This is a genomic window from Micromonospora sp. NPDC005215, from assembly GCF_040607915.1.
Lineage (GTDB): Bacteria > Actinomycetota > Actinomycetes > Mycobacteriales > Micromonosporaceae > Micromonospora.
This window is the reverse complement of the sequence record NZ_JBEXHQ010000002.1, coordinates 104,809-123,177: the sequence shown is the minus strand read 5'-3', so window position 1 is coordinate 123,177 and position 18,369 is coordinate 104,809. Positions and strand designations below refer to the sequence as shown.

General features: G+C 72.9%; 17 protein-coding genes and 1 riboswitch. Of the genes, 9 read left to right on the top strand and 8 right to left on the bottom strand.

Going from position 1 to position 18,369, the window contains the following annotated elements; all coding sequences use genetic code 11:
- Window positions 1-75: 75 nt before the first annotated feature.
- Both ABZU25_RS02670 and ABZU25_RS02665 read left to right on the top strand, forming a co-directional pair.
- Window positions 76-414 carry a co-chaperone GroES gene (locus ABZU25_RS02670; RefSeq protein WP_355027574.1) on the top strand — a complete coding sequence of 113 codons (339 nt, stop codon included), beginning with the start codon at window positions 76-78 and terminating at the stop codon, window positions 412-414.
- 93 nt (window positions 415-507) lie between these two features.
- The gene (locus ABZU25_RS02665; RefSeq protein WP_355027573.1) at window positions 508-675 is read left to right on the top strand and encodes a hypothetical protein; all 168 of its coding nucleotides are present in this window, start codon (window positions 508-510) and stop codon (window positions 673-675) included.
- A gap of 23 nt (window positions 676-698) precedes the next feature.
- On the opposite strand, the gene ABZU25_RS02660 is transcribed toward ABZU25_RS02665, so the two are convergent.
- Window positions 699-2,180: a PrsW family intramembrane metalloprotease gene (locus ABZU25_RS02660; RefSeq protein ID WP_355027572.1), complete on the bottom strand. Its 1,482-nt coding sequence runs from the start codon at window positions 2,178-2,180 to the stop codon at window positions 699-701.
- A gap of 23 nt (window positions 2,181-2,203) precedes the next feature.
- Window positions 2,204-2,324: riboswitch (SAM riboswitch) on the top strand.
- A gap of 45 nt (window positions 2,325-2,369) precedes the next feature.
- Between ABZU25_RS02660 and ABZU25_RS02655 the strand changes: the two genes are divergently transcribed.
- Entirely contained in the window at window positions 2,370-3,638 is a 1,269-nt protein-coding gene (locus tag ABZU25_RS02655) for an aminotransferase class V-fold PLP-dependent enzyme (RefSeq protein ID WP_355027571.1), read from the top strand.
- Window positions 3,639-3,653: 15 nt separating this feature from the next.
- Here ABZU25_RS02655 and ABZU25_RS02650 read toward each other — a convergent pair whose 3' ends face one another.
- Window positions 3,654-4,856 (bottom strand): FUSC family protein, encoded by a 1,203-nt coding sequence (locus ABZU25_RS02650; RefSeq protein ID WP_355027743.1) that lies wholly within the window; start codon window positions 4,854-4,856, stop codon window positions 3,654-3,656.
- 139 nt (window positions 4,857-4,995) lie between these two features.
- On the opposite strand from ABZU25_RS02650, the gene ABZU25_RS02645 reads away from it, so the two are divergent.
- Window positions 4,996-5,658 carry a metal-dependent phosphohydrolase gene (locus ABZU25_RS02645; protein ID WP_355027570.1) on the top strand — a complete coding sequence of 221 codons (663 nt, stop codon included), beginning with the start codon at window positions 4,996-4,998 and terminating at the stop codon, window positions 5,656-5,658.
- Here the strand turns inward: ABZU25_RS02645 and ABZU25_RS02640 are convergent.
- Window positions 5,624-5,914 (bottom strand): DUF4031 domain-containing protein, encoded by a 291-nt coding sequence (locus ABZU25_RS02640; protein WP_355027569.1) that lies wholly within the window; start codon window positions 5,912-5,914, stop codon window positions 5,624-5,626. The two genes, ABZU25_RS02645 and ABZU25_RS02640, sit on opposite strands and share 35 nt — an antisense overlap.
- A 68-nt stretch (window positions 5,915-5,982) precedes the next feature.
- Between ABZU25_RS02640 and ABZU25_RS02635 the strand changes: the two genes are divergently transcribed.
- The gene (locus tag ABZU25_RS02635) at window positions 5,983-7,383 is read left to right on the top strand and encodes an FAD-linked oxidase C-terminal domain-containing protein (RefSeq protein WP_355027568.1); all 1,401 of its coding nucleotides are present in this window, start codon (window positions 5,983-5,985) and stop codon (window positions 7,381-7,383) included.
- A 12-nt stretch (window positions 7,384-7,395) separates the two neighbouring features.
- Here ABZU25_RS02635 and ABZU25_RS02630 read toward each other — a convergent pair whose 3' ends face one another.
- The gene (locus tag ABZU25_RS02630; protein WP_355027567.1) at window positions 7,396-7,929 is read right to left on the bottom strand and encodes a hypothetical protein; all 534 of its coding nucleotides are present in this window, start codon (window positions 7,927-7,929) and stop codon (window positions 7,396-7,398) included.
- An 88-nt stretch (window positions 7,930-8,017) separates the two neighbouring features.
- Window positions 8,018-9,835 carry a glycerol-3-phosphate dehydrogenase/oxidase gene (locus tag ABZU25_RS02625; protein ID WP_355027742.1) on the bottom strand — a complete coding sequence of 606 codons (1,818 nt, stop codon included), beginning with the start codon at window positions 9,833-9,835 and terminating at the stop codon, window positions 8,018-8,020.
- Between the two features lie 264 nt (window positions 9,836-10,099).
- On the opposite strand from ABZU25_RS02625, the gene ABZU25_RS02620 reads away from it, so the two are divergent.
- The 3 genes from ABZU25_RS02620 (at window position 10,100) to ABZU25_RS02610 (ending at window position 13,973) form a co-directional block, all read left to right on the top strand.
- The gene (locus ABZU25_RS02620; RefSeq protein ID WP_355027566.1) at window positions 10,100-12,667 is read left to right on the top strand and encodes a S8 family serine peptidase; all 2,568 of its coding nucleotides are present in this window, start codon (window positions 10,100-10,102) and stop codon (window positions 12,665-12,667) included.
- A 40-nt stretch (window positions 12,668-12,707) separates the two neighbouring features.
- Entirely contained in the window at window positions 12,708-13,646 is a 939-nt protein-coding gene (locus tag ABZU25_RS02615) for a GNAT family N-acetyltransferase (protein ID WP_355027565.1), read from the top strand.
- A gap of 78 nt (window positions 13,647-13,724) precedes the next feature.
- Complete coding sequence (locus tag ABZU25_RS02610; RefSeq protein WP_355027564.1) at window positions 13,725-13,973, top strand: hypothetical protein; 249 nt, start codon at window positions 13,725-13,727, stop codon at window positions 13,971-13,973.
- Between the two features lie 56 nt (window positions 13,974-14,029).
- Here ABZU25_RS02610 and groL read toward each other — a convergent pair whose 3' ends face one another.
- From groL to ABZU25_RS02595, 3 genes are all read right to left on the bottom strand, one after another.
- Entirely contained in the window at window positions 14,030-15,652 is a 1,623-nt protein-coding gene (gene groL / locus ABZU25_RS02605) for a chaperonin GroEL (protein WP_355027563.1), read from the bottom strand.
- Between the two features lie 272 nt (window positions 15,653-15,924).
- On the bottom strand, window positions 15,925-17,091 hold the full coding sequence (locus ABZU25_RS02600) for a hypothetical protein (protein ID WP_355027562.1): 1,167 nt from the start codon (window positions 17,089-17,091) through the stop codon (window positions 15,925-15,927).
- A gap of 95 nt (window positions 17,092-17,186) precedes the next feature.
- Entirely contained in the window at window positions 17,187-17,390 is a 204-nt protein-coding gene (locus ABZU25_RS02595; protein WP_107161326.1) for a cold-shock protein, read from the bottom strand.
- A gap of 395 nt (window positions 17,391-17,785) precedes the next feature.
- Here ABZU25_RS02595 and ABZU25_RS02590 point away from each other — a divergent pair, with 395 nt between their 5' ends.
- Window positions 17,786-18,316: a GNAT family N-acetyltransferase gene (locus ABZU25_RS02590; RefSeq protein ID WP_355027561.1), complete on the top strand. Its 531-nt coding sequence runs from the start codon at window positions 17,786-17,788 to the stop codon at window positions 18,314-18,316.
- Window positions 18,317-18,369 lie beyond the last annotated feature (53 nt).

Sequence of the window (18,369 nt, the reverse complement as noted above, 5' to 3'; positions counted from 1 at the left end):
GCCACACAATGCCCCGATCACCACCGGCGTAACCACCGGCGGACCCGCCGTCGGCCACACGGTAGCGTCTGCGGCGTGACCGCCGACAATGATCTGGACGCCGGCCTGCCGATCCGCCTGCTGCACGACCGCGTGCTGGTGCGGATGGAGGGCAGCGAGGGCGAGCGCCGCTCCACCGCCGGCATCGTCATCCCGGCGACCGCCCAGGTCGGCAAACGCCTCGCCTGGGCCACGGCGGTCGGGGTGGGGCCGAACGTGCGCGCCATCGTCTCCGGCGACCGGGTGCTCTTCGACCCGGACGACCGCTCCGAGGTCGAGCTGCACGGCCGCGGGTACGTGCTGCTGCGGGAACGCGACGTGCACGCGGTGGCCGCCGAGCGGATCGAGAACGACCCCACCGGCCTCTACCTCTGACGCACCTCCCCCGGCCAGCGGGCCGCACCGCGCCTCGTTTGCCCGGCCGCACGACGGGAAGCCATCCGGCGACCGTGGCCCTGGGGAGGGACGATGCCAGTATTCGTGAAGAAGCTGTTGACCTGGGGCAGTGTCGCGTTCCTGATCTACTTCATGGCCTTCCGGCCGGACGGCGCCGCGCAGATGTTCAAGGCCGTCGGGGGCGCGCTGATCGCGATGTTCCAGGGCTTCGGTGACTTCCTCACCGGCCTGATGACCTGAGGCCGCGGCCGGGGCGCCAACCGTCAGGGGTGACCCGGCGGCCACGGCGCCGCCGAGCGCAGCCCGGGCCAGCCGGGCGGGGCATAGCCCACCGGAGGCGGTGGCGCGGGGGCCAGCACCACCGGGATCGGCACCACCGGCTCATCCGGCGCGTCCACCGGACGCTGCGTACCGTCCGGAAAGCGCAGGTGGTAGCGGCTGCCGTCCCAGACCCCCGTCGGGGCCTGCGGGTCCCGACCGACGAAGAACGACCGGTACGCGCCGATCGCGTCCAGCAACTCCCGCTCCTCCCGCGCGGTCCGTTCCTGGTCGGCGGGCTTGCGGTCCAGGCCGCGCAGCGAGCCGTCGCGCAGCAGAGCCAGTCGGGTGGCGGCGGACTGGTAGCCGCGCATCGCCCGCACCCCGGCGTCGCCGGCCACCCGCCGCGCCCAACTACGGGCCGCGTGCCGCCGGCCGAGGCTGCTCAGCGCGGCCACCTCTGGTGGGCTCAGCCAACCGGCGCGTACGTAGTCCGGCAGGGTCCGCTCGGTGAGCCGCCCCTCCCAGGCGCGCAGCCACACCGCGAAACCCACCATGGCGAAGAAGACAGGCACCATCAGGCCCAGGAAGCCGTACAGCATGATCAACGCCTCGCCGGTGGCCTGGGTCAGCGTGGGCAGCAGGTTCCACGTGCCGTGCAACATCATCGCCAGCAGCAGGCCGGCGATCGGGGCGAGCACCCGGACCCGTCGGTCGGCCGTCCGCGCCGCGATGCCCAGCCCCACACCGGTCATCGAGGTGAAGAGCGGATGGGCGAACCCGAACAGCAGGATCCGCAGAATGAAGATCGCGATGACCTGGTTGATGCCGGTCACCGGACCGTACCTGTCGGCTCCGGACGCGTAGCCCAGCCCGCCCAGGTAGAGGATGTTCTCCACCATGGCGAACCCGACAGCGGACAGGCCGCAGTAGACCAGGCCGTCGGTGATCCCGGACCACTCACGCCGACGGAACACCAGCAGCAGGATCGGACCCAGTGCCTTGGTCAACTCCTCGATGAACGGCGCCACCAGCACGCCGGTGAGCGCGTCGGGCAGCCCCCAGTCGGCGAACCGGTTGGCGGCGAAGTCGTTGACCGTGAGCGAGGCGGCGGTGGAGACGAACGCTCCCCAGGCGAAGCAGAAGATGAGGTACTTCAACGGCTCCGGTTCGTACCGGTCCAGCCAGAGAAAGCAGGCGACAAGCACCGGCACCGGCAGGACGGCGGCGGCCACCCCGATCAGCAGGGCCTGCGGGCCGAGCGACAGGCCGAGCTTGAAGACCATGAACACCGCGCAGGCGGCGATGAGCAGCACCACCCCGGCCAACGCCACGAAACGCCGCCAGCCCAGCCGGCGCTGCGGCATCCGGGGCGCCTCGCCGACGGACGGGGCCGCGGGCGCGGGCGACGACGGCAGGGGCGTACCGGGCGGGGTGTCGGCCATGCGGTCAGCGTAGCCATCCGCCGCCGGCTGGTCCGGTCGCATCGGTAGCCGCTATGCTGCCGGCAGGTCACGAGTGCCAGCGTTCAGCCCCGGCTTGCTGGCCGGCAACCCTCGTCGAGTTCGCGGTGGGGTGCCCCGGGTGATGACCGGGCCCAGCCCGATCGGTGTGCTGGGCAAGCGCGGACCCCGTCCCGACGTGCACCCGGGGTCCCTGACCCCGGAGGTTCCGGCATGTCCGTCACCCTCGTTTCCTCGCTGCCCACCCTGCCCACCGTCGCGCCCGCGCCGTCGGCGCCGCTGGACGTCCTCGGCGTGCCGGGTGAGATCAACCTGGACTACGCGGCGAGCGCACCGTGCGCGCGGGCCGCCGCCGACGCGGTGGCCGAGCTGCTGCCCTGGTACGCCAGCGTGCATCGCGGGGCGGGCGCGCTGTCGCGGCGCTGCACCCTCGCGTACGAGCAGGCCCGGCAGACGGTCGGTGACTTCTTCGGCGTCCGCGCCGACGATCACGTGATCTTCACCCGCAACACCACCGACGCGCTCAACCTGCTGGCGCGGTCGCTGCCGGCCGGAACGACAGTGGTCACCTTCGCGGGCGAGCACCACGCCAACCTGCTGCCCTGGCCGCGCGGTTCGGTGCGACTGCCGGTGCCCGCCGAACCCGCCGGGGCGGTACGCGACCTCGCCGCCGCCCTCACCGAGCTGCGCCGGGGCAGCAGCCCGGCACTGCCGGTACTGGTCGCGGTGACCGGTGCGAGCAACGTGACAGGTGAGCGGTGGCCGGTTGCCGAGTTGGCCCGGGTCGCGCACCGGCACGGCGCCCGGATCGTGCTCGATGCCGCGCAGCTCGCCCCGCACGCCCCTGTCGACCTGCTCGCGCTCGACGTCGACTACCTGGCCGTGTCCGGCCACAAGCTGTACGCGCCGTTCGGCGCGGGCGTGCTGATCGGCCGGGCGGACTGGCTGGACGCCGCCCCGCCGTACCTGGCGGGTGGGGGCGCTACCAGCCACGTCGGCCCGGCCACCCACGACGTGACCTGGGCAACCGGTCCGGCCCGGCACGAGGGTGGCACCCCGAACCTGCTCGGCGCTGTCGCGCTGGCGGCCGTGTGCACGGCGCTCGGGGCGGCCGACCGGGTTGCGCTGGCCGCCCGCGAGCAGGCGTTGCTGGCGCGACTGCGGGCCGGCATCGAGGCGCTGCCGCACGTGGTGGAGCTGCGCACCTTCGGCCTGGACGCGCCCCGGGTGGGCATCGTCTCGTTCGTGGTCGCCGGCCGGGACTCCGCCGACGTGGCCGCGCGGCTGGCCACCGCGCACCGGATCGGCGTACGCGACGGGTTGTTCTGCGCCCACCCGCTGGCCCGGCGGCTGCTCGCCGAGGCGGCGGGGCGGACCGGCCGACGGGACCTGCCGCCCACCGCGTTGCGCGCCAGCATCGGCCTGGGCAGCACCGTCGACCAGGTGGACCGGCTGCTCACGGCGCTCGCCGAGCTGGGCTGAGGCGCGCGGCGGCGGTCAGCCGACGGGCGGGGCGGTCGGCGGTTTCGGCGCCTCGCCCGGCTCGGCCGCCTCACCCATCGGGCGCTCCTGCTCCCCGAAGGCGGTGCGGATCCACCGGTTCGCCTCCTCCTGCTCGATCCCGGAGGCCACCAGCAGGTCGCTGGCGGTGGTCCGGATCTGGGCGACGACCACGCTGCCGGAGAAGCCGACACCGGCGCCGTACGCCCGACCGGCCTCGCTGACCGCCCGCAGTGACCGCTCCCGGGCCTTCTCCGGTTCCTCGCCGGCCGCGAACTCGTGTTTGAGCAGCCGGACCGACTCGGCGAGGTGGTTGATCGCGTCCGGCATCGGATCGGGCACCGGCTCCTCGTCCTCGATCAACGTGACGGACCGGCGGATCAGGGTGCCGGTGTTGCGCATCGCCCGATCGATCGGGTCGGCCGCCTTTGCGTAGTGGATCAGCTCGTCGCGGCGGTGCCAGCGGGCCGGGGAGAGGGTGGCGGTCTCCTTCGCGCCCTCGATCGCCTCGGCCAGGGTGGCCAGCTCCTCCTTGTTGTTGCGCAGCCGGTCCAGGGCCCGCTGGATGCCGGCGCGGTCCCGGCTGCGCAGCCCGTCGGCGGTGGCGTCGAGTTGGGCGGCGAGCAGGTCCAGCGCCGGCCGGGCAGCCCGGTTGATCACCCGGAGCGGGTTCAGCGGCAGCAGCACGGCGGTCACCAGGAGGGCGATGCCGCCGCCGAGAAAGGCGTCCACGAAGCGTGGGATCTCCAGATTCTGGGTGGACGGGCTCAGCGTCACGATCAGCACCGCCGTGGCCGCCGCCTGGATGACGATGGCGACGCTCGCCCCGGCGAAGATCGTGAACAGGATCGCGACAGTGACCACCAGGCCGAGCTGCCAGGCCCCGGTGCCGAGCAGATAGATCAGGAAGTCGCCGATGGCCACCCCGATCCCCACCCCGACGATCAGCTCGATGGTCCGGCGGAACCGCTGACCGACCGACGCGGCGAGGGTGCCGACCGCGGAGATCGGCGCGAAGACCGGTTGCGGGTTGCCGAGCACCTTGTGCGAGATCAGGTACGCCAGCCCGGCGGCCAGCCCCGCCTGCACGGCCAGGCCGCCGGCCATCCGTACCCGGTGCAGCCGGTCGTGCAGGGTGGCCCGGCCGCGATCGCGCAGCTGCTCGGTGGCCTCGGCGATCCGTGCGCCGTCGACGTCCACCAGCCCGTCGCGCAGCGCGGCACGTCGCACCAGTGGTGGTCGCTTGTCCCGGGCCACGGCCATGGGCGCGACTACCCGGGACAGGCCCGCTGAATCCTTCCGCGTCGCGCGCCGTGGCCGGATGCGGCAGACTCGGCCGGTGGTCGATCTGCTGGAGCGGTGGCGGGCGGCAGCCCGGGGTGCCGGTGCGAAGCCGGGCGCGGGGTGGACCCGGGCCGGGGAGCGGCTGCTCGACCGGTGGGGGGAGCCGCACCGGCACTACCACACGGCGGCCCACCTGACGGCGGTGCTCGACGTGGTGGACCAGCACGCCGGGCTGGCCGACCGGGCCGACCTGGTCCGGCTGGCGGCCTGGTGGCACGACGCGGTCTACGACCCCCGGGCCACGGGTGACGCCAACGAACAGGACAGCGCCGCGCTGGCCGAGACCGTGCTGAGCGGGCTCGGGGTGCCGGTGCCCACGGTGGCTGAGGTACGCCGGCTGGTGCTGCTCACCGCCGGGCACGTCGTGGGTCCGGACGACCGGGACGGCGCCCTGCTCTGCGACGCGGACCTCGCCGTGCTGGCGGCGCCCCCGGCGGCGTACGACAGGTACGCGACGGCGATCCGACGGGAGTACGCGCACGTGCCGGAGCCGGCCTTTCGGGCTGGGCGGGCGGCGGTGCTGGGCGGGCTGCTGGCGCTGCCCGCGCTGTTCCGGCTGCCGCCGCTGGCGGCCCGCTGGGAGGAGCCCGCCCGGGGCAACGTGCACCGCGAACTGGCCACGCTCACCGCTGCGGGGCCGCCGCCGGGCGCGGGCTGACCAGGTGCTTCGGGCGGCGCAGACCGGCGGCGCGGAGCAACCGGACCAGCTCCCGGCTCGGCACCACCTGGGCGCCGAGCCAGACCGCCGCCGCGAACCGGTCGGCGGGGATGTCGTAGTGGTCCCGGTCGAAGCCGCGCCGGGGCGCGCCGAGTGCCTCGGCGAAGGCGTGCAGCTCGGCGTACGAGACGTCGCTGATCAGGTGTGACCAGAGCCGACCGCGCCACGGCCAGGCCGGCCGGTCCAGGTAGAGCATGACGTCCAAGCTATCCCGCGTAGTTGATCATGTTGATGATCGCCGGCCGGCGACCTAGCCTCGGCTGCATGGCCCCCACCACGCTCCTGGACGATCTCCGCGCCGCGCTCGGTGCCGACGCCGTGCTCACCGACCCGGATCTGCTGCGCATGCACCAGCGGGACGAGGCCGACCTGTGCGCGGCCGGCACCCCGCTCGTGGTGACCCGTCCGCGCAGCACCGAACAGGTGGTCGCGGTGGTCCGGGCGGCGGCGCGACACGGCGTACCGGTGGTGCCGCAGGGCGCGCGGACCGGGCTGGCCGGCGCGGCGAACGCGGTGGACGGCGCGGTGGTGCTCAGCACCGTCGCGATGGACGAGATCCGGGAGATCGACCCGGTGAGCCGGATCGCGGTGGTCCAGCCGGGGGTGGTCAACGCGGCGCTGGCCGGCGCGGTGGCCAAGCAGGGGCTCTGGTACCCGCCGGACCCCGGCTCCTGGGAGTCGTCCACGATCGGCGGCAACGTGGCCACCAACGCCGGCGGCATGTGCTGCGTGAAGTACGGGGTGACCACCGAGTACGTGCTCGGTCTGGAGGTGGTGCTCGCCTCGGGTGAGGTGCTGCGCACCGGGCGGCGGACGGCCAAGGGGGTGGCCGGCTACGACCTGACCCGGCTCTTCGTCGGCTCGGAGGGCACCCTCGGGGTGATCACCGAGGTCACAGTGGCGTTGCGGCCGGCGCCGGCCGAGTCGCTGACCCTGGTGGCGGTCTTCGGATCCACAGCGGCGGCCGGCGCGGCGGTGGCCGAGATCGCGGCCCGTGGGCTCACCCCCAGCCTGCTGGAGCTGCTCGACCAGACCCATCTGCGGGCGATCGAGGCGTACCAGCCGATGGGGCTGCGGACCGACGCGCAGGCCCTGCTGCTGGCTGCCGCGGACACCGGCAGCCGGGCCGCCGACGACCTGGCCGGCCTGGCCGAGGTGTGCGCGGCGGCCGGCGCCGACGAGGTCTACGCGGCCACCGACGCGGTGGAGGCTGCGGCGCTGTTGCAGGCCCGCCGGCTGGCCCACCCGGCGATGGAGAAGTTCGCCGCCGACACCTACCCGGGTGGCAACGGCGGTCTGGTGATCGACGACGTGGCGGTGCCGCGCGGTGCGCTCGCCGCGCTGCTGGACGGGGTGGCCCGGATCGCCGTGGAGTGCGAGGTGCCGATCGGCGTGGTGGGGCACGCCGGGGACGGCAACATGCACCCGAACATCGTTGTCGACCGGGCCGACCCGGCCAGCGTGCAGCGCGGCCGGCGGGCCTTCGACGAGATCATGCGGCTCGGTCTGGACCTGGGCGGCACCTGCACCGGCGAGCACGGGGTGGGGCTGCTCAAGCGGGACTGGCTGGCCCGGGAGATCGGGCCGGTCGGCGTCCGGGTGCACCAGGCGATCAAGTCGGCGCTGGACCCGGCTGGTCTGCTCAACCCGGGCAAGGTGCTCTGAGCTGGCTCGGGGTCAGCCCTTGACCTCGGCCGGGGTCGCCTGGGTGAGCAGCAGCAGGATCTCCCCGGCGACCGGCGTGCGCTCCTCACCGGGGCAGTCCTGTGAGGTGATCAGCCCGGTCGAGGTGAGCAGGCTGGACGTGAGCGCGTCGATGCAGGTGGTGCGGTATCTCCGGGCCTGATCGGTCTCGTCGGCCAGTGCCGGGTCGGCGAGCAGCACCTGGAGCCGTTCGGTCAGCTCCGGGGCGAGGGTGCCCCGGGAGGTGACCCCGTCACCGGCGCAGTCGAGGCACTGCCACGCGCCGTCGCGTTCGACGCTCAGGGTGCGCAGCGGGCCGTCGGCGCCGAGCCGCTGAAGCAGGCTGACCTGGCCGGCGGCAACCGTGGTGGGAATCTCCAGTTGCGCGCCGCCACCCGCCGAGGCGGACGGTTGTGCCGCCGGATCGCCCTGCGGCTCCCGGTCGAACAGCGAGCACCCGGTCAGCGCACCAACGAGGACGGCGGAGAGGACCGGTAGGAGCAGACGAGGGTGCGCGCGGCGTAGCACGCGCGGAAACCTACCCCACCGTAGGTAGCGACCGAAACCACCATCCGGGCCGGTATCGATGGTTACCCATCGGTAACGTCGCAATTCGTCATCGAGCGGACGGCCGCAGCTCCGCCTGATCGTCGTCGCCACCCCGGTCGGCCGCATAACCCCGGACGTCCGGAACACCGAGCCGGGCCGCGTCCGCCGCGGCGTCGTCCGGCATCAACTGCGACTGCCGCTCCGCCTCCACCCGGGCGCGGTAGTGCTCGACCTCCCGGACCCGGGTGGCCGCATCCCAGCCGAGCACCGCGCCCATCAACTCGGCGGTGTGCTCCGCCGACTCCAACCCCCGGTGGCTGGTCTCGAACGAGATCCGGGTCCGCCGGGTCAGCACGTCCTCCAGGTGCAGGGCACCCTCGGCCCGCGCCGCGTAGGCGACCTCCGCCGCCAGGTACTCCGGTGCACCGGCCAGCGGGGACGCCAGCAGCGGATCGGCGTCGATAAGCGCCAACAGGTCCAGGGTGAGGGTGCCGTACCGCTCCAGCAGATGCTCCACCACGCCCACCGGCACACCGTGCCGGCGGGCCAGGTCGGCCCGGTCCCGCCACATCGCCGGGTAACCATCCGCCCCGAGCAGCGGCAGATCGGCAGTACGCGACGAGCGGGCGCCGCCGAGCCGGCGGGCGGCGCGGTCGACCACGTCGGAAGCCATCACCCGGTACGTCGTGTACTTACCACCGGCCACCAGCAGCAGCCCGAGCATCGGCTCGAAGACCGCGTGCTCGCGGGAGAGTTTCGAGGTCGAGTCGGCCTCGCCGGCCAGCAGTGGTCGCAGCCCGGCGTACACCCCCTCGATGTCGGCAGTGGTCAACGGCCGGTCCAGCACCGTGTTGACCTGCTCCAGGAGGTAGTCGATGTCGCGGGCCGAGGCGGCCGGGTGGGACCGGTCCAGTCGCCAGTCGGTGTCCGTCGTGCCGATGATCCAGTGCCCGCCCCACGGGATGACGAAGAGCACCGACTTCGCCGTACGCAGGATGAGCCCCGTCTCGCCGGTGATCGCCGAGCGGGGCACCACCAGGTGCACCCCCTTGGAGGCGCGCACCCGGACCCCGGGCCGCAGGCCCACGTCGTTGAGCATCCGCGACATGTCGTCGCTCCACACCCCGGTGGCGGCGATGACGGTACGGGCGTGCACCTCGAACTCCGCGTCCGGTGAGCCCGCCGGAGCCTCCAGGTCGCGGACGCGGACACCGGTCACCTCACGCGCCTGCCGGATCAGCCCGACGGCACGCGCGCTGCTCACCACCGTGGCACCGAGGCTGGCCGCGGTACGGGCCAGGGTGACGACCAGCCGGGCGTCGTCGACCTGACCGTCGTAGTAGCGGATCGCTCCCGCCAACGCGTCGGCCCGCAGGCTCGGAAAGATCCTCCGGGCGCCCTCCCGGGTCAGGTGCCGGTGCAGCGGCATGCCCCGGCCAGTGCCGAAGACCCCGGCGAAGGCGTCGTAGGCGGCCACGCCGGCGCCGTAGTACGAGCGGCGGAAGATTCGGGCCGGCAGGTCCCGCAGGCCCCGCCCGGCCGGCAGCGGCACCAGGAACGGCACCGGGCGCACCAGGTGCGGCGCGAGCCGGGTGGCCAGCAGCCCGCGCTCGGTGAGCGCCTCGTGGACCAGGTGGAACTCCAACTGCTCCAGGTAGCGCAGGCCACCGTGGATGAGCTTGCTGGACCGGCTGGAGGTGCCCGCGGCGAGATCACGCGCCTCGACCAGGGCCACCTTCAGGCCCCGGGACGCCGCGTCCAGGGCGGCACCCGCACCGGTCACCCCACCACCGATGACCAGCACGTCGAAGCGCTCGGCGCGCAGCCGACGCAGGTCGGACGCACGGCGGACCGGCGAGAGCTGACCGGCGACGGATCGGGAGATACTGGGGTCACGCACCCGTCCACCGTAACCGTCGCGCCGGCATGTCGACATTCGCCGCTCACCTCGTACTGGCACCTATCGCGCCTGCTTTTGCCCCGCTCGGACCGGCGTAGCCGCCCCTCCTGTCTTGATCAGGTGATGAAAGGTAGGTCCCCGCGACGATCAGCACCTATTTCTCATCACCTGATCACTGCGCAGCAGATCGACCTCCCCGCGACGCGCTGTCTGGTTCAGAACTGTTCAGCGTGGTCGTAAGGTTCTCGGATGCACGGTGAGCCTGCGTACCCCGGAGTCAGCGACCGCAATTCTCCCTGGCCGGTGGTCGCGGCCGTGCTTGTCGGCTGCTGGACGGTCGCGGTCACCGTGGCCACCCAGACCGGTGGCTGGCTGACCGATCAGCTGCTGCTGGGCTTCGGACGGGACCGGGTCGGCTGGCTCTGGCCGGTGCTCGGTCTGACCGCCGTCGTACTGGTCGGCACACCCGCCCTGCTGCTCGCCCTACTGCCCCGGTCGACCACGGTCCGGGCCACCGGGCGGCTCTGGCTGCTCGGGGCACTGACCCTGGGGTTGCTCACACTGCTGCGGGTCGTGCCGCCGGTGCACCACGAGGCGTACCTCGCCGCGCTGGCCGGCGTAGCCGTGCTGACCGCACTGGTCGTGCGCTGGTCGGCGCGCCGTTGGGCGTACCCCGGACCGGCCGACCCGGCCGTCGGCGCGACGCCCACCGAAGACAGCGACGCCGCGCCGACCGAGGCCGGTGGCACCGCGCGGACCGAGGCCGGTGGCACCCCACGGGTCGAGGCCGGCGACGCCGCGCGGACCGAGGCTGGTTCCGAGCCGGCCGGGCGTTCACGCAGGCCCGGCCCGGTGCCGCTGCTCGCGGTCGCCGCCGGGATGGCGCTGCTGCTGCCGTGGGCCTGGCTGGGCGCGCTCGGCGGGCTCCTGGAGACCGCGCTCGCGCTACTGGCGGCCGCGGCGCTCGGGGTGCTGGCCGCGACGCTGCTGGACGCCACCTTCTGGTCGCGGTTCGCGGTCGGCCGGCCACCCCGGCCAGCTCGGCTGGTGCTGGTCGGCGGCCTGGTCGCCGGGGTGGCGCTGCTGCTACTCGCGGCCGGCACCGGTCAGTCCGGCGCGCAGCTGCCAGCGCTGCTGACCCTGCCACCGGTGGGTTTCGCCCTGGCCGCGCTCTGGGCCGCGGCGTGGCGGCCCACCGCCGACCCGGCCGACGCCGCGCGCGCCGGCCGATCGGCGACCGGCTGGCTGGTGGGCCTGGCCGCACTCGGCCCGCTGGCCTTCACCGACCCGGAAGAGATCACCCTGCTGCTGGTCGGCACCCGCGACGTCCCGTTCTGGGTGGCGGCCGCCGCCGGCGCCGGGCTCGCCGTCGCCGTCCTGGTCGCCATCGGGTACGCGGTGCTGCTCGCCCGGAAGGCGGCAGGCGCCCCGAGCCGTCGCGTCGCGGCGGTGGCAGCGGTGGTGCTGCTTGTGGCGTTCGGCGTGGTCGACCTCGGCCCCGGCCAGCCGGGCCTCTACGGCGAGCGGCTGTTCGTGATGTTGCGCGCGCAGGCCGACCTGACGGGCCTGCCGGCCGGCCAGCCAGGTCGGGCCGGGCGGGACGCCCGCGCGGCGGAGGTATACCGGCGGTTGGTGACGACCGCCGAGCGCAGCCAGGCCGACCTGCTCCGAGGGCTGAGTCGACTACGACTCGACCCGGTGTCGTACTACCTGGTGAACGCGGTCGAGGTGGACGGCGGCCCGGCGGTGCGGGCGTGGCTCGCCCGTCGACCGGAGGTGGCCCGGGTGCTGGTCAGCCAACGCCTGCGACCGCTGCCGGCCCCGGCGGGGCAGAACCGGGGCACCGCGCCCAGGCCCACCGGCCCGGAGTGGAACATCCGCCAGATCGGCGCCGACCGGGTGTGGTCCCAGCTCGGGGTGACCGGCACCGGCATCGTGGTCGGCAGCTCGGACTCGGGCGTGGACGGCACCCATCCGGCGCTGCGAGGCGGGTTCCGCGGCGGGGACGACTCCTGGTACGACCCGTGGGACGGCACCCGGAGCCCGACCGACCAGGGCGGGCACGGCACCCACACGGTGGGCAGCGCGGTCGGGCGGGACGGCATCGGGGTGGCACCGGACGCGCAGTGGGTGGGCTGCGTCAACCTGGACCGCAACCTCGGCAGCCCCGCGCACTACCTGGACTGTCTCCAGTTCATGCTGGCGCCCTTCCCGGCCGGCGGCGACCCGTTCACCGACGGTCGTCCGGAGCGCGCCCCGCAGGTGCTCACCAACTCGTGGGGCTGCCCGCCGATCGAGGGCTGCGACCAGGGTGTGCTGCGGCCGGCCACCGCCGCGCTCGACGCCGCCGGGATCTTCGTGGTCGTCGCCGCCGGCAACACCGGGCCGTGGTGCGCGTCGATCGACGACCCGCCGGCGCCGTACGCGGACGTGTTGACAGTGGGCGCGGTGGACGCGCAACGCCGGGTCGCGGAGTTCTCCTCGCGCGGGCCGGTGTCGGGTGGCACGGGTAAGCCGGACGTCCTGGCCCCGGGCGTGGGTGTGGTGTCGGCGATGCCGGGCGGCACGTACGCGGCGTTGGACGGCACCTCGATGGCGACCCCGCAGGTGGCGGGGGTGGTCGCGCTGATGTGGTCGGCGAACCCGGCGCTGGTCGGCGACGTGGACCGTACCCGGCAGATCCTGCGGGACACCGCGACGGCGGCGACGCCCACCTACCGCTCGGACAACCCGGCGGACGCCTGCGGCGACCCGTCCAACGTCACCGGCTCGGGCCAGGTCGACGCCTACGCCGCCGTCGAAGCCGCCCGGCGGTGAGGTGCGCGCAGGAGCACCCGGTGATCTAGGGTCGGCGACCATGGACGTCGAGATCACCGTCACCGAACTGACCCCCGAGCTGGCCCCCACCGTGGCGCGGCTGTGCGAGCAGGCTCTCGACCTGCCCGAGGACGCCGCCGAGGCGACCCCCATCGTGGATGTTCTCTGGCCCCGGGCCGCCGCCGCCGACCGGCCGGTGGTGGGGCTGGGCGCGTACCGGGGTGCGGACCTGGTCGGGGTGCTGCTCTGCTCGGTGTCGTCGACCGAGCCGGGCATCGGGCACGTGGACCTGGTCGCGGTCCTTCCGGATCACCGCCGCCGGGGCGTCGGCCGGGCACTGCTGCGCCGGGCCGAGCGGGTGCTGGCCGAGCGCGGGGTGACCGAGGTGCTGCTGGCTGGGAACCCGCCGTACTACGCGTGGCCGGGCATCGACGTCCGCTACACCCCGGCGGTCTGCGCCGCCCTCGCGCTCGGCTACCAGCAGGATCGGACCGCCTGGAACATGACAGCGGACCTGTCGTACGACGGTTCGCCGGCACTGCGGTCCACCGAGGCGGCCGAGCGGCGGCTGACCGGTCAGGGGGTGACCGTACGCCGGGCGGAGCCGGCGGACCTGCCCGCGTTGACCGCGTTCGCCCGGTCCACCTTCGGTGGCACCTGGGACGGTGAGCTGGCCGGGTCGGTGGGTCGTGACGGCGCCGGTTGTCACCTGGCGGAGCGGGACGGCGAGGTGCTCGGCTTCGCCGCGTACGGGTCGTCCCGGCCGAGTTGGTTCGGGCCGATGGGCACCGCGCCGGCCGCCGAGGGGTCGGGCATCGGTGGCGTCCTGTTGCGGCGCTGCCTGCGGGACCAGCAGGTGGCGGGACTGACCCGGGCGGAGATCGGCTGGGTGGGGCCGGTGCCGTTCTATTCCGGCAGCGCGGGTGCCCGGATCGAGCGGGTCTTCTTCCTGTACCGGCGAACCCTGCCATTGGCGTAACCAGGGCAAAAAGGGCATTGATTCATTCGCCCGCGTCGGCCATCGACGCCCCCTACCGTTTTGGTAGAGGAGGCAGCCATGACCACGGATGACGACCAGACCGAGGACGGCCCGCCGATCACCTGGAAACCAGTCGGCGAACTCCCCGGCCAACTGCCGTTCGACCGGCTCGACTACGGCGACGCCGAGCAACTGGCCGAGATGACCACCGACGACGACTCGGCGGTCGTCGAGGAGCCACGGGAGATGGTGGACGCGCCGATCCAACTGCTTCCGCCGTACAGCCGGGCGCAGAAGCGGCGCAACCAGCGCCCACTGCCGACCTGACGACGAACGGGGCGGACCGCGTCAGCGGCCCGCCCCGTTCGGTGTCGGAACTGGACTCAGAAGTCCATGTCCCCGCCACCCGGGCCAGCCGGGGCAGCCGAGTTCTTCTCCGGCTTGTCCGCGACAACGGCCTCGGTGGTGAGGAACAGCGCCGCGATGGAAGCGGCGTTCTGCAGCGCCGAGCGCGTCACCTTGGCCGGGTCGATGATGCCCGCGGCCAGCAGGTCGACGTACTCGCCGTTGGCGGCGTTGAGGCCGTGACCCGCTTCGAGGTTACGGACCTTCTCCACCACGACGCCGCCCTCAAGGCCGGCGTTGACGGCGATCTGCCGCAGCGGGGCGTCCAGCGCCACCTTGACGATGTTCGCACCGGTCGCCTCGTCGCCGACCAGGTCGAGCTTGTCGAAGGCGGTCTTGCCGGCCTGCACCAGCGCGACGCCACCACCCGGGACGATGCCCTCCTCGACGGCGGCCTTCGCGTTGCGAACGGCGTCCTCGATGCGGTGCTTGCGCTCCTTGAGCTCGACCTCGGTGGCCGCGCCGACCTTGATGACCGCAACGCCGCCGGCCAGCTTGGCCAGCCGCTCCTGCAGCTTCTCCCGGTCGTAGTCGGAGTCGCTCTTTTCGATCTCGGCCCGGATCTGGTTGACCCGGCCCTGGATCTGCTCGGCGTCACCGGCACCGTCGACGATGGTGGTCTCGTCCTTGGTCACCACGACCTTGCGGGCGCGGCCCAGCATGTCGAGGCTGGCGGCGTCGAGCTTGAGGCCGACCTCCTCGCTGATGACCTGGCCACCGGCGAGGATGGCGATGTCGGTCAGCATGGCCTTGCGGCGGTCACCGAAGCCCGGCGCCTTGACGGCGACCGACTTGAAGGTGCCACGGACCTTGTTGACCACCAGGGTGGCGAGAGCCTCGCCCTCCAGGTCCTCGGCGATGATCAGCAGCGACTTGCCCGACTGCATGACCTTCTCCAGGATCGGGAGCAGGTCCTTCACCGACGAGATCTTGCTGTTGGCGATCAGGATGTACGGGTCGTCGAAGACGGCCTCCATACGCTCCGGGTCGGTCATGAAGTAGGCCGAGATGTAGCCCTTGTCGAAGCGCATACCCTCGGTGAGCTCCAGCTCCAGCCCGAAGGTGTTGCTCTCCTCGACGGTGATGACGCCTTCCTTGCCGACCTTGTCCATCGCCTCGGCGATGATCTCGCCGACGGTGCTGTCGCCAGCGGAGATGGAGGCGGTGGAGGCGATCTGCTCCTTGGTCTCGACGTCCTTGGCGAGCTTGGACAGCTCCTCCGAGACGCTCGCGACAGCAGCCTCGATGCCCCGCTTCAGGGCCATCGGGTTGGCGCCAGCGGCCACGTTGCGCAGGCCCTCGCGAACCAGGGCCTGGGCCAGGACGGTCGCCGTCGTCGTGCCGTCACCGGCAACGTCGTCGGTCTTCTTGGCGACCTCCTTGACCAGCTCAGCGCCGATCTTCTCGTACGGGTCCTCGAGCTCGATTTCCTTGGCGATGCTCACACCATCGTTGGTGATGGTGGGGGCACCCCACTTCTTCTCGAGCACGACGTTGCGGCCCTTGGGGCCGAGCGTCACCTTTACGGCGTCGGCGAGCTGGTTCATGCCCCGCTCGAGGCCGCGGCGCGCCTCTTCGTCGAACGCGATCATCTTGGCCATACGGTGTTGTCCTCCTGGACACTCACGGGCCACCCGAGATGTGTGCCTCGGATAGACCGCTTGGTGTGCGCACCTTGGGACGTCGCCACCTGGCGACGACGACGTCCTACGGTCGGGCCGGATAGCCCGCGACGACCGGCCATGTGCCGCCCCGGCGTCTCCACGCCGGTGCAACCTGGCCCCACCGTCCCGACCGCTGGCACTCACGGTATGCGAGTGCCAATGACTTGTTTAGCACTCTCCCCTGCCGAGTGCAAGCACGATGGGGCGGCTCAGCCGAGTTCCGCCGCCAGTCCGGCGGTGTTCACCGGCGCCTCATGAGCGCGCTGCTCGGCGTACGTGACCAGCAGACCGATCAACTGGGCCAGGTGGGCCGGTAGCGCCAGCACGGCGGTGACCCCGATCACCGCCACCGCCCCGACAGCGGTGCCCGGCGACGTGAGGGGATCCGTGCCGAACGCGGCGATGCCCGCCCCCTCCAGGCCACCGGAGATCACGTTGACGATGATGACCGCCAGGGCCACCAGGGCCACCCGACCGAGCAGGAGGCCGAGCCGGTCGTGGAACATCCGGAACGATCGACCGATCGGGTTGTGGCGCTCGAAGAGATAGACCGGGCCGGCCATGCTCAGCGCGAACGTCAGGTAGATGCCCGGCAGCACGCAGCAACAGAAGCCGATGCCGGCGATCACGCTGATCAACAGGGTCCAGCCCCAGAGCCCGAGTGCCCGCCGGAGGCCGTAGCGCAGCGCGGAATCCAGGCTGCCCGGCTGACCGGACGCCTGCTGCGTGATCACCCAACTGCCGGCGGCCCACCCGACGGCCTGCACCAGGCCGACCAACAGACTGCCGCCGATCGCCACCACGAGAAGACCCGCCAGATCGGTGGCGAAGGTGTCCGGCAGCGCGGGAGTCGGTTCAGCCCCGATCTGGACGTCCCACTTCGCCGTCGGGTCGACACCCAGGGAGATCACCGAGAGTACGGCCGCCGGCAACACCTGGGTGAGCAGCATGATGGGCACGAGCTGGCGCCAACCCCGGCGCAGCGCTCCCCCGCACCTGTTGAACCAGCCGGCCAGACCGGCACCGCGTGGAGTGACAAGGCGGTCGTTCGGGTCGAACCCGTAGCCCGGCGGGTACCAGCCAACCGGCGGCCCCGGATACCACGGCTGCGCACCGTAGGGACCCGACCCGGGTGGGTAGCCGCCGGTGGGCGGGAACGTCCAACCCGGCGGCGGGCCCCAGCCACCCTGCGCCGGATCCCAACCGCCCTGCGCCGGATCCCAGCCGGGCGGCGGGCCAGCCGGAGGTACGCCCGGCCGCAACTCGGATGGCGTGTCCCCTGCCGCGCCGGAACTGCCGTACGGCACTGTCGGATCGGACGGACCCGGCTCCCCCGGCCCAGAGGGTGGGGTGGGCGGGGGCGGCTGGTCAGTCATGAACGCTCCTCAGCATCGGCTGGAACGGCCATGATCTTCCCGGTTGTGCGCCCGTGTCGCAGCCCCGACGCGCGGGGCCGCTCAAGGAGGAAAGCTCAGGCGATGACGCGTACGTGCTCGGCCTGCGGGCCCTTCTGACCCTGGGCGATCTCGAACTCCACCCGCTGACCGTCGTCCAGCGCCTTGTAGCCGTCCATCTCGATCGCGGAGAAGTGGACGAAAACGTCCTGACCGCCGTCGACGGCGATGAAGCCATAGCCCTTTTCGGAGTTGAACCACTTCACGGTGCCCTGTGCCACTGTGCACTTCCCTCACTATGCGCGGTGTTGCCTGACCTGGCGCACGGCACGGCCGGACGCCCACCGACCACCACCTCAGCGATCGATGGCGACCATTGAGAAAGGTGACCGAAATCGCACGCTACACGAGGAGTGAGCGCCGCGCACGGCCACAAATCGGGCGCATTGCGAGACTGGTCCGACTCCGCCAGTCGGTCGGCTTTTCGATAGGCCGGATCCATGTCGGTGATTGCACGGTGCAACTCCCGGCCGCCGGGCCGCCGGGCCGTCCCGGGCCACAAGATCACCGGCCGCCGGGCCGCCGGGCGGTCCCGGGCCACAGGGTCACCGGCCGCCGGGCCGCCGCTGGCGGGCACGGCCGTACCGGCAACCGACCCTGTGGTAGGCATGCGGGCATGACCACCGAGACGGGCGCGACCGCCCTACGGCAGGCGGAGATCCGCCGGGTTCGGCCGGAGGACGCCGCCCGGATGCGGGCACTGCGTCTGGAGATGCTCGCCGACGCGCCGTTGGCCTTCCTGGAGACCCTGGCGGACGCGGCGGCCCGGCCGCACACCGAGTTCGCCGCCCGGGTCGCGTACACCTCGGCCGGCCCCGGCAACGCGCAGTTCATCGCCGACCCGGGTGGCCGGCTCGTCGGACACGCCGGTGGCACGGTCTCCCCGAACGAACCCGGGCTCACCGTGATCTACGCGGTCTACATCACGCCGGCGTGGCGGGGGCGCGGACTTCTCGGTGAGCTGATCGACGGGGTGGCCGCGTGGTCACGCGCCTGCGGCCGACCGGAGCTGCTGCTGGAGGTGGTGGTCGGCAACGACCGCGCCTACCGCGCCTACCAGCGGCTGGGCTTCACCGACACCGGCGTACGCGTCCCCCACCCCACCATCCCCGCCCTGAACGAGCTGCAAATGCGCCGCAGAGCGTGAGCCAGGCCCCGGTGATCAAGAGGTTTGCGTCAGCCGGAGGGCTGTTCCTGACG

Bases quoted from the DNA above. Each gene is read 5' to 3' on its own strand.
- groL (WP_355027563.1), bottom strand. From the start codon at position 15,652: ATGGCCAAGATGATCGCGTTCGACGAAGAGGCGCGCCGCGGCCTCGAG.
- ABZU25_RS02665 (WP_355027573.1), top strand. From the start codon at position 508: ATGCCAGTATTCGTGAAGAAGCTGTTGACCTGGGGCAGTGTCGCGTTC.
- ABZU25_RS02615 (WP_355027565.1), top strand. From the start codon at position 12,708: ATGGACGTCGAGATCACCGTCACCGAACTGACCCCCGAGCTGGCCCCC.
- ABZU25_RS02660 (WP_355027572.1), bottom strand. From the start codon at position 2,180: ATGCGACCGGACCAGCCGGCGGCGGATGGCTACGCTGACCGCATGGCC.
- ABZU25_RS02590 (WP_355027561.1), top strand. From the start codon at position 17,786: ATGACCACCGAGACGGGCGCGACCGCCCTACGGCAGGCGGAGATCCGC.
- ABZU25_RS02600 (WP_355027562.1), bottom strand. From the start codon at position 17,091: ATGACTGACCAGCCGCCCCCGCCCACCCCACCCTCTGGGCCGGGGGAG.
- ABZU25_RS02635 (WP_355027568.1), top strand. From the start codon at position 5,983: ATGGCCCCCACCACGCTCCTGGACGATCTCCGCGCCGCGCTCGGTGCC.
- ABZU25_RS02655 (WP_355027571.1), top strand. From the start codon at position 2,370: ATGTCCGTCACCCTCGTTTCCTCGCTGCCCACCCTGCCCACCGTCGCG.
- ABZU25_RS02610 (WP_355027564.1), top strand. From the start codon at position 13,725: ATGACCACGGATGACGACCAGACCGAGGACGGCCCGCCGATCACCTGG.
- ABZU25_RS02640 (WP_355027569.1), bottom strand. From the start codon at position 5,914: ATGCTCTACCTGGACCGGCCGGCCTGGCCGTGGCGCGGTCGGCTCTGG.
- ABZU25_RS02620 (WP_355027566.1), top strand. From the start codon at position 10,100: ATGCACGGTGAGCCTGCGTACCCCGGAGTCAGCGACCGCAATTCTCCC.